The organism is Mycolicibacterium neoaurum ATCC 25795, from assembly GCF_000691525.1.
GTDB lineage: Bacteria > Actinomycetota > Actinomycetes > Mycobacteriales > Mycobacteriaceae > Mycobacterium > Mycobacterium neoaurum.
Map to the genome: position 1 here is coordinate 162,589 of NZ_JMDW01000005.1, position 13,547 is coordinate 176,135.

The window sequence follows — 13,547 nt, forward strand, 5'->3', positions numbered from 1 at the left end:
GGTGACCGGGAAGCCCCGTCACACCGCCGGAGTCAGGGGGCTGTGGATGAAGGCGGCATTGTGGATAACCGGCGAGTGCCGGCGGTCATCGTCCGTGCGAGGCCAGCACCGCGATCTGCGGATGTTCGGGCCCGTCGACCAGCAGGTAGGTCACCGCCAGACGGCCCAACTCGGCGCCCTCGGTATCACAGCGTACGAACGCCCCGCGGTAGAGGGCCGAGGACGCGTTCAGTTCGGTGACGGCCGCGCTGAGCAGTGTCGTGGACTGGTATCGCTGGGACCGCAGCGCGTCGACCTGGCTTTCCATCACCGCCACGACCTGGTCGGCGGTGGTCAGGCTGATCGCACCGGCATCGGTGGTCAGCGTCAGCGGCACGGCGTAGCAGTCCACCAGCTCGGCCATCGGTTTCGCACCGCGGACGACGGCGGCGAACACGTCCACGTAGCGGTCGAACCATTCCTGCACGGTCGTGGAATCCATTGCCATACCGAGAGTTTAGGGTGTGCCCGACAGGAGCCGTGCTCACAACGGGCACCGAAACCGACGAAACCGGCCCGACGCTGAACATATCGGCAATAGTGTTCACCCATGTCTGACTCAGCGCTCGCGGCCGACCCCCTCCGCGTCATCCAATGGACCACCGGCAATATCGGCCGTCGTTCACTGCACGCCATCATCGGCCGCGCTGACATGGAACTGGTGGGCGTGTACGCCCACGGTGCCGACAAAGTGGGTGTCGATGCCGCCGAACTCGCCGGCTGGCCGACCCCCACCGGTATCAAGGCCACCAATGACATCGGCGAGCTGATCGCCCTGCGCCCCGATGCCTGCTGTTACAACCCGCTGTGGCCCGATATCGACGAGTTGGTGGCCCTGCTCGAGTCGGGCATCAACGTCTGCTCCAGCGCGGCGTGGATCACCGGCGGCAAGCAGACCCCACACGACATCGAGCGGATCAAAAAGGCCTGTGCCACCGGCAATTCGACGATATTCGGCAGTGGCGCGCACCCTGGGATGACCAATATGGTCGGGATGGTGCTCTCCGGCTCCTGCGAACGTGTCGACCAGATCCGGATCACCGAATCGGTGGACTGCTCGACCTACGAGTCCGCCGAGACCCAGACCGCGATGGGCTTCTCACAGGATCCCGGCACCCCGGGCCTGGCCGAGAGCGTGCGCCGCGAGAGCGAGGTCTTCGCCGAGTCCGCGGCCATGATGGCCGATGCCATCGGTGCGAAGCTGGACCGGATGACCTTCGACGTCACCTTCACCGCGGCGACCGGCGATTCGGACCTGGGTTTCATGACGATCCCCAAGGGCACCGTCGGCAGCGTCTACGGTTACCACCGGGGTTGGGTCGGTGACCACAACGTCGTCAGCGTCGGCTTCAACTGGACCATGGGTGATCAGGTCACCCCACCCAAACCGCTGGAGCACGGTCATGTCATCCAGGTCTTCGGCATGCCCAACATGCGCACCGTGCTGCACTGTCTGCCGCCGAAGGACTGGACCGAACCCGGTTTCATGGGACTCGGGATGATCTATACCGCGCTGCCGGTGACCAACGCGGTGCCCGCGGTCGTGGCGGCGGCCCCGGGTATCGCCACGCTCAAGGACCTGCCCCCGGTGACGGGCCGGTTCAGTCCGCGAGGCTGACGCAGGCCCCGACCGCGCCGCCCCCGACGTGCACGGCGAGGACCGCACCCATATCGGTGACGGTCAGCCCCTGTAACTGCGGCAACCGGTCGGTCAGCGCGGCACCCAGAGCGGCGGCGGCGTCGTGGTTGTCGACATGGTGCACGGCCACGGTCGCCGGCCGCTCCCCCACCGCCGCGGCGATCGCGTCGACCATTGCGGCGTGCGCCTTGGACGTGGTGCGCACCCGCTGTGCCAGCACCAGCCGGCCGTCGACGTCCAGATGCAACAGCGGCTTCAGAGACAGGGCGGTACCCAACCACGACGCACCCTTGCCGATCCGGCCGCTGCGCCGCAGATTGTCCAGACGGTCCACCACGATGAACACGTGCCCGCGCGGGATGGCCGCCCGCGCGGCGGCCTCCACCGCGTCGAGGTGGGCGCCACCGGCCGCCGCTCGGGCCGCTGCCTGTGCGACGTAGCCGACACCCATCGCCGCCGATCGCGAATTGACCACGCGCACAGCGGAACCGAACTCTCGCGCCGTCGCGACCGCCGTGGAGAACGTGCTCGAAAGTGCCGCGGACAGATGGACCGCGACGACACCGTCACCACCGCTGTCGGCCAGTGCCTTCCGGTAGGCCGCCACCAGTTCCCCAGGGGAGGCACCGGATGTGCTCACGTGGTGACGCTCGTGGATGTCGTTGGGGATCGGGTCGATACCGTCACAGAGGTCATTGCCGTCGATCAGCACGTGCAGCGGCACCTGGCGGATCGACCACCGCGCCAGTGCATCCGGTTCCAGTCGCGCAGATGAGTCGGTGATCACCTGAACTGTCATGGAAGGGGTCGTATTCCGGGTTCGTATGCACCGGCCTCGGCGAGTGCGCTGAGCATCGACTCGGCCACCGCGGCGTGCGCCTCGAAGTTCCAGTGGATGCCGTCCGGGTTGCCCTGCCCGGTCATCACGTACTCACCGACGGCGGCCTTCAGATCGACCACCGGAATCCGGTGCTGCGCAGCCCATCCGGTGATCGCCGCGACGGTGGCGTCCCGCCAGCGGTGCGACTTGCCGTAGGTTTCGGCGATGTGCACCGAGGGAACTGTTGCCACCACAGGTATTCCCGGCCGGTTGAAGTCGATCGCCGAGCGGGTCTGTTCCAGGTATTCGACGCTCAGATGCGGGGGAAGCGCGGGCCGGGCCACCGGCGAGAGCCGCGGCTGTAACCAGCCGTAACCGTCCCGGGCCCAACGCCGCAGCAGCGGTGGGCGCACGTAGCGAATCAGCTCCCGCAGCGCGGTCGGCAGCGGTGACGGTAGCGAGTCCATCCCGCAGGTCGCGAAGATCACCGCACCTGCGCGCGGCAGCGCGGCCCACGAACGCGGGTCCTGGGTGGCCGCCCACCACACGTCTCGACAGGTCCAGCCGATCCTGCCGATCAGTTCGACATCCCAATCCAGCTGCTCGGCAACGATATTGGGCCATATTCGCGGATCGTCCGCGGGTAGCCCGCCGGTGGGTCCGTAGTAGGACAACGAATCACAGAAGACCAATAGTGTCTTGCGGCCGGATTTCTCAGAGGACATCGTTGGCCACCTGCGCGGAGGCGTTCCAGACATCCAGGCGCCAGGTGAGCCTGCCGTCGACGGGATGCCCCGACAGCTGCGCCCAGCTGGCGTTTCCCATCCCCCCGAGCACCGGCCAGTTGTCCACCGGCAGGTCCAGCAGCGCCCCGGTCAATGCGGCGATCAGGCCGCCGTGCGCCACCAGCACCACCGGCCGGTCGGAACCGTCCGCTCCCCAGCCGGATTCGGCGACCAGCAGCTCGTCGACCAGCGGTACGCTGCGGGCGGCGACATCGACCCTGCTCTCGCCGCCGTGCGGAGCCCACCGGGCATCGTCACGCCAGGCCAACCGGGCACCGGGAGCGCGCTCGTCGACCTCGATGTGGGTCAGACCCTGCCAATCCCCCAGATGGGTCTCTCGCAACCGCTGATCGACCCGTACCGGCACTCCCGCGCGGTCCCCCAGCGCAGTCGCGGTGTCCAACGCGCGACGCAGATCCGAGGACACGATGGCCAGCGGTTGCCGCTTGGCGAGCACCTCGGCCGCCGCGGCGGCCTGATTGCGTCCGAGTTCGGTCAGGTCGGTATCGATCTGACCCTGCATCCGGCTACCGGCATTCCACTCGGTCTGCCCGTGGCGCAACAGGACAAGGCGACGCACCGTCACTGCGCGCCGTCCCGCGGATCCCCGAGATCGACCGGGACCGTGGGGCAGTCACGCCACAGGCGCTCGAGGGCGTAGAACTCACGCTCCTCGGTGTGCTGGACGTGCACCACGATGTCGACATAGTCCAGCAGGGTCCAGCGACCCTCGCGGGTGCCTTCCCGGCGGGCCGGCTTGTGACCGGCCTCGCGCATCTTGTCCTCGATCTCGTCGACGATCGCATTGACCTGACGTTCATTGGACGCCGAGGCGATCACGAAGCAGTCGGTGATGACCAGCTGCTCGGAAACATCGATCACGACGACATCGTCGGCGAGCTTGTCCGAGGCGGCACGGGCCGCAATGGTGGCCATCTGTACTGCTTCTGCCGTTGCGGTCACGACCTGGCCTCCTCGGTGGTGGGTGTATAGAGATTGCGTTTGGATACGTACTGGACGACCCCGTCGGGCACCAGGTACCAGATGGGCCGGGACTGCTGGGCGCGCAGCCGGCAGTCACTCGACGAGATCGCCAGGGCGGGGATCTCCACCAGCGACAGCGCGTCGTCGGGGAGCTCTTTCATCGCCGCGGCGATATGCTCCCCGTCGAGTTCGTAGCCGGGCCTGCTCACCCCGACGAACCGGGCAAGAGAGAACAGTTCCTCCCAGTTCTGCCAGGACAGGATCGAGCCCAGTGCATCGGCACCGGTGATGAAGTACAGGTCGGTGTCCGGGTTCAGCGCCGCCAGGTCACGCAGCGTGTCCTTGGTGTAGGTGGGGCCACCGCGGTCGATGTCGACACGGCTGACCGAGAATCGCGGGTTGGCCGCGGTCGCGATCACCGTCATCAGGTAACGGTCCTCGGGCGCGGTGACCGCGCGGTCACGCTTCTGCCAGGGCTGGCCCGTCGGAACGAACACCACCTCGTCGAGGTCGAACTGATCGGCCACCTCGCTGGCGGCCACCAGGTGGCCGTGATGCACGGGATCGAACGTCCCGCCCATCACTCCCAACCTGCGTCGCGTGGCCACGAACAGGCAGCTTACGGGAGTGATCATGGCGGCCCGAACATGGCGAGCGTGCGCGGACTCCGCCACCGGACCGGCGTGTCGACGAACGGACACGCGCGCCCGCCGGAAACGGGGGGTGGATCAGACCGGGAGCAGGCCGTCGATCACCGAGGCCAACTGCTTGGCCGACCGGCACTCGTGCATCGGGATCAGGTCCTGGTAACGCGGCACGGCCGAGTCGCCGCTGCCCCACAGGTGCCTGGGCTCGGGATTGAGCCAGTGCGCATGCCTGCTGGCATCAACCATCCGCGTCAACAGGTCGGTCTCGGGGTTGCGGTAGTTGTTGCGGGCGTCACCGAGGATCAGCAGCGACGAGCGTGGCGAGAGCACATTCGGGAAGTTCTGGGTGAACGAGACGAAGGCATGCCCGTAATCGGAATGCCCGTCGCGGGTGTAGACACCGGCCTCCCTGGTGATCCGCTGCACCGCGACGGCGAGGTCGGCCTCCGGACCGAACATGTGGGTGACCTCGTCGGTGGTGTCGATGAAGGCGAACACCCGCACCCGGGAGAACTGCTGGCGCAGTGCGGACACCAGCATCAAGGTGAAGTGGCTGAAGCCGGCCACCGATCCGGACACATCGCAGAGCACCACGAGCTCGGGTCGGGCCGGGTGCGGCTTCTTCAGCACGACATCGATCGGCACCCCGCCGGTGGACATCGATTTGCGCAGCGTCTTGCGCAGGTCGATCTCACCGCTGCGTGAGCGGCGGCGTTTCGCCGCCAGCCTGGTGGCCAGCGTGCGGGCCAATGGCTGCACGGTCTTGCGCATCTGGCGCAACTGCTCACCGGAGGCCCGCAGGAACTCGACGTTCTCGGACAGTTGCGGCACGCCGTACATCTGCACGTGGTTCCGGCCGAGCTGTTCGGCGGTTCGGCGCTTGGTTTCGGCTTCCACCATCCGACGTAGCTGGGAGATGCGTTGTGCCGCCATCGCCTTGGCGATCTCCTCCTGCGTCGGAGTCGGTTCCTCACCATAAGGGGCCAACAGCCCGGCCAGTAGTCGCCCTTCCAGATCGTCGAGCGCCATCGATTTGAGCGCCTGATACGACGAGTAGGACGGTCCGCGGCTGGAGTTGTACCGTCCGTAGGCCTCCACGATCCGGGCGATCATCGCCGTCAGCCGGTCGTCGAGGTTCTCCAGTTCGGCATCGGAGCCCAGCATGTCGACCAGCGCCTGTCGCATGCTCTCGATATCCGCCTCGGGCGGGGGGTTCGGGTCGTTGGCGTCGCGCTCGTCGGCGTCCGCGTCGGCGATCACCGTGCGATCGCCCAGCGCCGCGGGCCACCACAGATCGAACAACGCGTCATAGGTGTCCCGGTGATCCGGGCGGCGCAGCACCGCACACGCCAGTCCCTCGCGCAACGCGCCACGATCACCGAGACCGAGCACGTTCATCACCCGGCCGGCGTCGACGGTCTCCGACGGCCCCACCGCAATACCGGACCCGCGCAGCGCTTCGACGAAATCCACCAGGTGGCCGGGGATTCCGTGTGGCGCCAACGGCTGCGGCGGGCGGATGCGTCGGGACATCAGTTCAGCCTCAGCTCTCCCGCCGCCTTGATCTGGTCGGACTGGTTCTTCAGGATGACACCGAGCGTTGCGGCGATCATCTCATCGTCGATGGTGTCCATACCGAGCGCCAGCACCGTGCGGCCCCAGTCGATGGTCTCGGCCACCGAGGGCAGCTTTTTGAGCTGCATGCCGCGCAGCACACCGATGATGCGGACCAGTTCGGCCGCAATGGTTTCGGGCAACTCAGGAACGCGCGAGAGCAGGATGCGCCGCTCCAACTCCGCGTCGGGGAAGTCGATGTGCAGGAACAGGCAGCGCCGCTTGAGCGCCTCGGAGAGTTCGCGCGTGGCGTTGGAGGTCAACACCACCAGCGGTGCCCGCTCGGCCTTGATGGTGCCCAACTCGGGCACGGTGACCGCGAAATCGGAGAGCACCTCCAGCAGCAGACCCTCGATCTCGATATCGGCCTTGTCGGTCTCGTCGATCAGCAGCACGGTCGGGTCGGTCCGCCGGATGGCGGTCAGCAGCGGCCTGCTGAGCAGGAATTCCTCACCGAAGACATCGGTCTTCGTCTGATCCCAGTCCTCGGCGGCGGTGCCACCCGCGGTGCCCGCCTGGATACGAAGGATCTGCTTGGCGTGGTTCCACTCGTAGAGCGCGCGGGATTCGTCGACACCCTCGTAGCACTGCAGCCGGACCAGTTCGCTACCGGTGGTCTGCGCGATCGCGCGGGCCAATTCGGTCTTGCCGACGCCGGCCGGTCCCTCCACCAGCAGCGGCTTGCCGAGCCGATCGGCAAGGAACACCGCTGTGGCTGTGGCCTTGTCGGGCAGATATCCGGTCTCGGCGAGTCGCTTGGCGACATCATCGATATCGGCGAACAAGGGCGCTGGGCGGGCGGGAACGCTCAACATGGTCTCTTTTCTGTCTGTCCGTGTGATCAGGCCGGACGGGTCTGGCCGTCACCCCAGACGATCCATTTGGTCGAAGTCAGTTCGGACAGTCCCATCGGCCCGCGGGCGTGCAGCTTCTGGGTGGAGATTCCGATCTCGGCACCGAACCCGAACTGCTCACCGTCGGTGAACGCGGTCGAGGCGTTCACCATGACCGCCGCAGCATCGACCTGCCCGGTGAAACGTTGGGCGGCAGCCAGTTCGGTGGTGACGATGGCCTCGGTGTGTCCCGTGCCGTAGGTGTTGACGTGGTCGATGGCACCATCCACGCCGTCGACGATCTGCACGGCGATGTCCATGGAAAGGAACTCCGCGCGCAGCTCCTCTTCGCTGGGGTCAAGGTGCACCGTCACCCCGGCGTCCTGCAGGGCGGTCACCAATCTGGGCAGCGCGGTATCGGCGACGGCGCGGTCCACCAGCAGTGTCTCGGCGGCGTTGCAGACACTTGGCCGACGGGTCTTGGCGTTGAGCAGGATTCGCTCGGCGACGTCGAGGTCGGCTGCGGCGTGCACGAACACATGGCAGTTTCCGACGCCGGTCTCGATCGTCGGCACGGTGGCGTCGCGGACCACGGCATCGATCAGTCCGGCCCCACCGCGTGGGATCACCACGTCGACCAGGCCGCGCGCCTGGATGAGGTGCGTGACGCTCGCGCGGTCCGCACTCGGCAAAAGCTGGACGGCATCGGCGGGCAGGCCCTCGGCGACCAGGGCCTCACGCAGCGCGCGCACCAATGCAGCGTTGGAGCGGGCCGCCGATGAGCTCCCGCGCAACAACACCGCGTTGCCCGACTTGAGGGTCAGACCGAAGGCGTCGACGGTGACGTTGGGCCGCCCCTCGTAGACGATGCCGACCACGCCCAGCGGTACCCGCTGCTGACGCAGCTGCAGCCCGTTGGGCAGGGTGTTGCCGCGCAGTACCTCCCCGATCGGGTCGGGCAGTCCGGCCACCTGTCGCAGACCGGCGGCGATACCGTCGACCCGCTGCGGGTTGAGGGCGAGCCTGTCCAGCATGGCCTCGGCGGTCCCGGCGGCGCGGGCAGCCTCCAGGTCCTCGGCGTTGGCCGCGAGGATCACCTCGACCTGGGCAAGCACGCTGTCGGCGGCCGCGTGCAGGGCGCGGTTCTTCTCGGCGGTGCTCAGGGTGGCCAGGCGGCGCGATGCGATGCGCGCCGCGGCGGCGGCATCGTGGACCTGCTGCTTGAGATCCGTATCCGTTTCCCGGGTCGCTGCGCTCCTGCCCTCCGAATCCGTTTCCCGGGTCGCTGCGCTCCTGCCCTCCGAAGCCTTAACGCTCATTGAGCCAGCGTATCGACCATCGGCCGAGATCGAGCGGTTGGGGTTACGGTGAGGTCATGACCCGGGTCTGCGTGGTGGGCAGCGTGAACATGGATCTCGTCTTCACCGTCGACGCCCTCCCCGAACCCGGCGCCACGGTGCTTGCCTCGGCGTTGGCGCACTCGCCGGGCGGCAAAGGTGGAAATCAGGCCGTCGCGGCGGCCCGCGCCGGCGCCACGGTGAGCTTCGTCGGTGCGGTCGGCGAGGATCCGGCCGCTGCCGATCTGCTGGCTCATCTGGAGGAAAACGGGGTCGATGTCAGCGGCGTGGTCCGCCTGCCGATGCCCAGCGGGACGGCAGGCATCCTCGTCGACGCCCGCGCGGAGAACACGATCGTCGTGGCGCCCGGTGCCAACGCGCACCTGACGCTGGATTCGCCAGGGATCCGCGAGCTCGTCGGGGGATGCGAAGTGCTGCTGGTACAGCTTGAGATTCCGTTGGAGACGGCACTGGCGGCCGCCCGGGTGGCCAATCATGGTGGTGCGACGGTGCTGCTGAATGCCTCTCCGGCCGGTGGTGACCCGGACCGGCTGGCCCGCATCGCCGAGGTGAGCGATGTCGTCATCGTCAACGAAACCGAAGCGCAGCAATGGAATTGGCCGGTCCCGAATCTGGTGACCACGCTGGGCTCGCGGGGCGCGGTGCTGCGCAGCGGCTCGGCCGAGATCCAGGTGCCCGCCCCGGCGGTGCAACCGGTGGACACCACCGGCGCGGGCGATGTGTTCGCCGGCGTGCTGGCCACGGCATGGCCCCGAGGAGCAGAACGCGCGTTGCGGTGGGCATGCGCGGCAGGCGCTCTGGCAACGACGGTGCCCGGCGCGGGGGGTTGCGCCCCGACCGCGGAGGCCATCGAGGACGCACTCGACTGAGCGCAACCCGCCGACTCCCGTCGTCGGTCCGTCAGCCCTCGGGGATATCACGTTCGATGGCGGCCAGCCAGATCCGCGCCGACATGTCCGACGGCGCCCGCCAATCCCCACGCGGGGACAGCGCACCGCCCGCAGAGACCTTCGGCCCGTTCGGCAGCGCGGAGCGCTTGAACTGGGAGAACGAATAGAACCGTTGGGCGAACACGGTCAGCCAGCGCCGGATCTCGCCCAACGAGTACTGCGGGCGCTTGTCCAGCGGATAGCCCAGCGGCCAATATCCGCGTTCGGCGTCATGCCAGGCATGCCAGGCCAGGAACGCCACCTTGGCCGGGCCGAACCCGTAGCGCAGCACCTGAAAGAGCGAGAAATCCTGCAGCACATAGGGACCGACCTTGGCCTCGCTGCTCTGGACCTCCTCGTCCTCGCCGGCCGGGACGAGTTCGGGAGTGATTTCGGTGTCCAGCACCGACTGCAACACCTCGCCGACGGACTCGTCGAACTCCCCGGCGGAGATGACCCAGCGGATCAGGTGCTGGATAAGTGTTTTCGGCACGCCACCGTTGACGTTGTAATGCGACATCTGGTCACCCACACCGTAGGTGGACCACCCCAACGCGAGCTCGGACAGGTCGCCGGTGCCCAGCACGATGCCGCCGCGCTGATTGGCCAGCCGGAAAAGATAATCGGTGCGCAGGCCGGCCTGCACGTTCTCGAAGGTGACGTCGTAGACCTTCTCCCCGCGACCGAACGGGTGGTCCATCTCGGTGAGCATCAGCTGGGCGGTATCGCGGATGTCGATCTCGGCGAAGGTCACCCCGAGCGCTTCGCTCAGCGCGATGGCATTGCCCTTGGTCCGGTCGCCGGTGGCGAAGCCCGGCATGGTGAAGGCGAGGATATCGCTGCGCGGACGGCCCTCCCGGTCCATCGCACGGGCGGCGACGATCAGTGCGTGGGTGGAGTCCAGCCCGCCCGACACCCCGATGACGACCTTCGGGTAGTTCAACGCGCGCAACCGCTGCTCGAGCCCGGACACCTGGATGTTGTAGGCCTCATAGCAATCCTGTTGCAGCCGTGCGGCATCCGAGGGAACGAACGGGAAGCGCTCCACCCGCCGCAGCAAGCCGATGTCACCGGTCGGCGGGTCGAGGCTGAACTCGACGCGGCGGAAATCCTCGCCGCCGCGGCGGGCCTCGTGTTGCGCGTTGTCGTCGAAGCTGCCCATCCGCAACCGTTCGGCCCGCAACAGCGACACGTCGACGTCGGCAGTGCTGCGCCGCTCCCCCTTCGGGAAGCGCTCCGACTCGGCGAGCAGCACGCCGTTCTCGTAGATCATCGTCTGCCCGTCCCAGGCAAGATCGGTGGTGGACTCCCCCTCGCCCGCGGCGGCGTAGACGTAGGCCGCCAGGCACCGCGAGGATGCCGATTTGGCGAGCAGTTTGCGGTCGTCGGCGCGGCCGATCGTGATGGGGCTGCCCGACAGGTTGGTCAGCACCGTCGCCCCGGCCAGCGCGGCCCGCGCGCTCGGCGGCACCGGTACCCACATGTCCTCGCAGATCTCGACGTGCAGGACGAAATCGGGCAGATCCGCCGCGTGGAACAGCAGGTCCGACCCGAACGGCACGGTGGCACCGTTCACCCGGATGGCGCCCGCGAGCCCGTCACCGGAAGCCAGCTGACGTTTCTCGTAGAACTCGCGGTAGTTGGGTAGATAGGTCTTCGGCACCACACCGAGCACGGCACCGCGATGGATCACGACCGCGCAGTTGTACACCCGGTTGCGGTGGCGCAGCGGCGCACCGATCACCAGGACCGGCAACAGGTCCGCGGACGCGGCGACGACCGTCGCCACGGCCTCTTCGACGGCATCGAGCAGGGTGTCCTGCAACAGGATGTCCTCGATCGAGTAGCCGCACAGCGTCAGCTCCGGAAAGACCGCCAAGCCCACGCCGTCGTCATGGCACTCACCGGCAAGCCGCAGTACCGATTCGGCGTTGGCGGCGGGATCGGCGAGCGTGGTGTGGTGCGTGCAGGCCGAAACCCGGACGAACCCGTGCCGGTAGGCGGAGTAGAAGTCCACCCGCTCATTCTGGCATTGCAGGCAAAGCGGGAGTTCACATCGTGGGCTGCGTGCGCCAGTCGGCTATCACGCCGGCCAGACCCTCGGCCAAAACCGGTAGTTGCGGTACCAGCACCACACAGCTGATGAACTGCAATGTGCGCGCGGTGTCCATCAGGCGCTGGACGGCCGGGTCGGTCCTGCGCAGACCGAGCGCCTGGGCGGCCGCGTCGTATTCGGCGACGGCCTCGGGTCCGAGCATCGCCAGATCCCACTCGACCGGACCCTGACAGACGTCCTCGAAATCCGCGAACTTCACCCCGGTGGTGGTGCGGATGACGTTGTGTGATGGCCCATCTCCCTGGAGCGCCTGAACCGCTACATCGGGATGGCGAGCGGCGAAGGAGGCGGCACTGCCCAACACCGCCGACAACTCGGCGAACTGTCCGCGGGCACGTTCGACGTCCTCGCCGCTCAAGAACTCCGAGGGCTCCAGTCGGTCGAACATGCCGGGCGCCGCCTCGGTGAACGGCGTCAGAAAGGGTAGTGGCGCAGGATAACCGGCGAGACCGGCATGCAATTCGGCACTCTTGGCGATCGGCACACCGGCATAGGGCTGATGATCGGGTGCGACGTCGGCGAGTGCCCAGAATGTCATGCCGAACCCACCGCACCGTACCGGCATGCGCTGCACCAACGGGCTGGGCGCCACCACCGGCACGCCGCGGGCATCCAACCAGGCCGCCACGTCTAGTTCGCGTTGCTGGCGCGCCGTCTGCAGCGCCGGGGTGTACCCGGGCGGCAGCACCACCGGGATCCGGGCCACCACCGGGGCGGGTTCCAGGTGCACCACGACCGAGAAGACGTCGTGCAGCACGGTGGCGCACTCGACCTCCAGCCCCGCCGCGCGGCCGGCCTCCAGCGCGGCGTCGGTGGCCCGACGGGTGCGGTCGGCAAGCTGGTCGGCACTGAGCGTGCCCCCCGGTCGCGGGGCGGATCCTGCCGTCATGGGTCCACCCTGCCATGGCGGCCTATCCTCGGATTCATGGAAGCCCCGGAACTGGTCGCCGCACTGGCGGGTCGTCGACTTGTGGTGCTCACCGGGGCAGGCATGTCGACCGACTCGGGCATCCCCGACTACCGCGGGCCGGACTCTCCGCCCAGCAACCCGATGACCATCGCGCAGTTCCGTTCGGACGCGGTCTTCCGGCAGCGCTACTGGGCCCGCAACCACATCGGGTGGCGTCATATGGACCAGACGCAGCCCAATGCCGGCCATCGCGCGCTCGCCGCACTGGAGGCTGCCGGGGTGCTGACGGGGTTGATCACCCAGAACGTGGACCTGCTGCACACCAAGGCGGGCAGCCGCACCGTGGTCAACCTGCACGGCACCTATCAGCAGGTGATCTGCCTGCAGTGCGGTTTCACCATGAGCCGCGCAGCGTTGGCCGACGAATTGGAAGCGTTGAATCCGGGTTTCGCCGACCGCGCCGAAAAGGTCGGGGGCATCGCGGTGGCGCCCGATGCCGACGCCGTCGTCGCCGACACCTCGAGTTTCCGGTACCTGGACTGTCCGCGCTGTGGCGGCATGCTCAAACCCGATATCGTCTACTTCGGTGAGAGTGTGCCCAAAGAGCGCGTCGGACAAGCTTTCTCGTTGGTCGATGCCGCCGACGCACTGTTGGTGGCGGGTTCGTCGCTGACGGTGTTCTCCGGTTACCGTTTCGTGCGGCACGCGGCCGCGGCCCAGCTGCCGATCGCGATCATCAATCGGGGGCCCACCCGCGGTGACGATCTGGCCACCGTGAAGGTCGACGGAGGGTGCTCGGAGCTGCTGGCGCTGCTGGCCGGTGAGCTGCCACTGATGATGGCGGCGCGCTGACGCCGGCACGTCGGCGCGCCA

The 13,547-nt window shown here is 67.8% G+C and carries 14 protein-coding genes; 3 read left to right on the top strand and 11 right to left on the bottom strand.

What is annotated here, in order from left to right:
* Window positions 1-85: 85 nt before the first annotated feature.
* Window positions 86-487, bottom strand: a complete 402-nt coding sequence (locus tag IC40_RS0105090) for a DUF6841 family protein (protein WP_138158193.1) — start codon at window positions 485-487, stop codon at window positions 86-88.
* Window positions 488-589: 102 nt separating this feature from the next.
* On the opposite strand from IC40_RS0105090, the gene IC40_RS0105095 reads away from it, so the two are divergent.
* Window positions 590-1,657, top strand: a complete 1,068-nt coding sequence (locus IC40_RS0105095) for an NAD(P)H-dependent amine dehydrogenase family protein (RefSeq protein WP_030133671.1) — start codon at window positions 590-592, stop codon at window positions 1,655-1,657.
* Here the strand turns inward: IC40_RS0105095 and IC40_RS0105100 are convergent.
* The 8 genes from IC40_RS0105100 to IC40_RS0105135 all read right to left on the bottom strand — a co-directional run bounded on the left by IC40_RS0105100 (window position 1,641) and on the right by IC40_RS0105135 (window position 8,680).
* Window positions 1,641-2,477: a DegV family protein gene (locus IC40_RS0105100; RefSeq protein WP_030133672.1), complete on the bottom strand. Its 837-nt coding sequence runs from the start codon at window positions 2,475-2,477 to the stop codon at window positions 1,641-1,643. The two genes, IC40_RS0105095 and IC40_RS0105100, sit on opposite strands and share 17 nt — an antisense overlap.
* Entirely contained in the window at window positions 2,474-3,223 is a 750-nt protein-coding gene (gene octT, locus IC40_RS0105105) for a diglucosylglycerate octanoyltransferase (RefSeq protein ID WP_030133673.1), read from the bottom strand. The genes IC40_RS0105100 and octT overlap by 4 nt, the downstream gene beginning before the upstream one ends.
* Window positions 3,213-3,869 carry a glucosyl-3-phosphoglycerate phosphatase gene (gene gpgP, locus IC40_RS0105110; RefSeq protein ID WP_030133674.1) on the bottom strand — a complete coding sequence of 219 codons (657 nt, stop codon included), beginning with the start codon at window positions 3,867-3,869 and terminating at the stop codon, window positions 3,213-3,215. The genes octT and gpgP overlap by 11 nt, the downstream gene beginning before the upstream one ends.
* Window positions 3,866-4,246 (bottom strand): ribosome silencing factor, encoded by a 381-nt coding sequence (rsfS, locus tag IC40_RS0105115; RefSeq protein WP_030133675.1) that lies wholly within the window; start codon window positions 4,244-4,246, stop codon window positions 3,866-3,868. The genes gpgP and rsfS overlap by 4 nt, the downstream gene beginning before the upstream one ends.
* Window positions 4,243-4,857: a nicotinate-nucleotide adenylyltransferase gene (gene nadD, locus IC40_RS0105120; RefSeq protein WP_267880957.1), complete on the bottom strand. Its 615-nt coding sequence runs from the start codon at window positions 4,855-4,857 to the stop codon at window positions 4,243-4,245. The genes rsfS and nadD overlap by 4 nt, the downstream gene beginning before the upstream one ends.
* A gap of 138 nt (window positions 4,858-4,995) precedes the next feature.
* Entirely contained in the window at window positions 4,996-6,450 is a 1,455-nt protein-coding gene (locus tag IC40_RS0105125; protein ID WP_110783536.1) for a vWA domain-containing protein, read from the bottom strand.
* Window positions 6,447-7,340: an AAA family ATPase gene (locus IC40_RS0105130; protein WP_030133678.1), complete on the bottom strand. Its 894-nt coding sequence runs from the start codon at window positions 7,338-7,340 to the stop codon at window positions 6,447-6,449. The genes IC40_RS0105125 and IC40_RS0105130 overlap by 4 nt, the downstream gene beginning before the upstream one ends.
* 29 nt (window positions 7,341-7,369) lie before the next feature.
* A complete protein-coding gene (locus tag IC40_RS0105135) occupies window positions 7,370-8,680 on the bottom strand; it encodes a glutamate-5-semialdehyde dehydrogenase (RefSeq protein WP_042510029.1) in 1,311 nt (436 codons plus the stop codon).
* A 56-nt stretch (window positions 8,681-8,736) separates the two neighbouring features.
* On the opposite strand from IC40_RS0105135, the gene IC40_RS0105140 reads away from it, so the two are divergent.
* Complete coding sequence (locus tag IC40_RS0105140) at window positions 8,737-9,588, top strand: ribokinase (protein ID WP_030133680.1); 852 nt, start codon at window positions 8,737-8,739, stop codon at window positions 9,586-9,588.
* Between the two features lie 31 nt (window positions 9,589-9,619).
* Here IC40_RS0105140 and IC40_RS0105145 read toward each other — a convergent pair whose 3' ends face one another.
* Both IC40_RS0105145 and IC40_RS0105150 read right to left on the bottom strand, forming a co-directional pair.
* Window positions 9,620-11,665 carry an NAD(+) synthase gene (locus tag IC40_RS0105145; protein ID WP_030133681.1) on the bottom strand — a complete coding sequence of 682 codons (2,046 nt, stop codon included), beginning with the start codon at window positions 11,663-11,665 and terminating at the stop codon, window positions 9,620-9,622.
* Between the two features lie 34 nt (window positions 11,666-11,699).
* On the bottom strand, window positions 11,700-12,653 hold the full coding sequence (locus tag IC40_RS0105150; protein ID WP_051644273.1) for a phosphotransferase: 954 nt from the start codon (window positions 12,651-12,653) through the stop codon (window positions 11,700-11,702).
* Between the two features lie 36 nt (window positions 12,654-12,689).
* Here IC40_RS0105150 and IC40_RS0105155 point away from each other — a divergent pair, with 36 nt between their 5' ends.
* Window positions 12,690-13,526 (top strand): NAD-dependent protein deacetylase, encoded by an 837-nt coding sequence (locus IC40_RS0105155; RefSeq protein WP_030133683.1) that lies wholly within the window; start codon window positions 12,690-12,692, stop codon window positions 13,524-13,526.
* Window positions 13,527-13,547: the final 21 nt, after the last annotated feature.

Excerpts from the sequence above, each read along its gene's own strand:
- IC40_RS0105090 (WP_138158193.1), bottom strand. The coding sequence starts at position 487 with ATGGCAATGGATTCCACGACCGTGCAGGAATGGTTCGACCGCTACGTG.
- IC40_RS0105095 (WP_030133671.1), top strand. The coding sequence starts at position 590 with ATGTCTGACTCAGCGCTCGCGGCCGACCCCCTCCGCGTCATCCAATGG.
- IC40_RS0105100 (WP_030133672.1), bottom strand. The coding sequence starts at position 2,477 with ATGACAGTTCAGGTGATCACCGACTCATCTGCGCGACTGGAACCGGAT.
- octT (WP_030133673.1), bottom strand. The coding sequence starts at position 3,223 with ATGTCCTCTGAGAAATCCGGCCGCAAGACACTATTGGTCTTCTGTGAT.
- IC40_RS0105135 (WP_042510029.1), bottom strand. The coding sequence starts at position 8,680 with ATGAGCGTTAAGGCTTCGGAGGGCAGGAGCGCAGCGACCCGGGAAACG.
- IC40_RS0105140 (WP_030133680.1), top strand. The coding sequence starts at position 8,737 with ATGACCCGGGTCTGCGTGGTGGGCAGCGTGAACATGGATCTCGTCTTC.
- IC40_RS0105150 (WP_051644273.1), bottom strand. The coding sequence starts at position 12,653 with ATGACGGCAGGATCCGCCCCGCGACCGGGGGGCACGCTCAGTGCCGAC.
- IC40_RS0105155 (WP_030133683.1), top strand. The coding sequence starts at position 12,690 with ATGGAAGCCCCGGAACTGGTCGCCGCACTGGCGGGTCGTCGACTTGTG.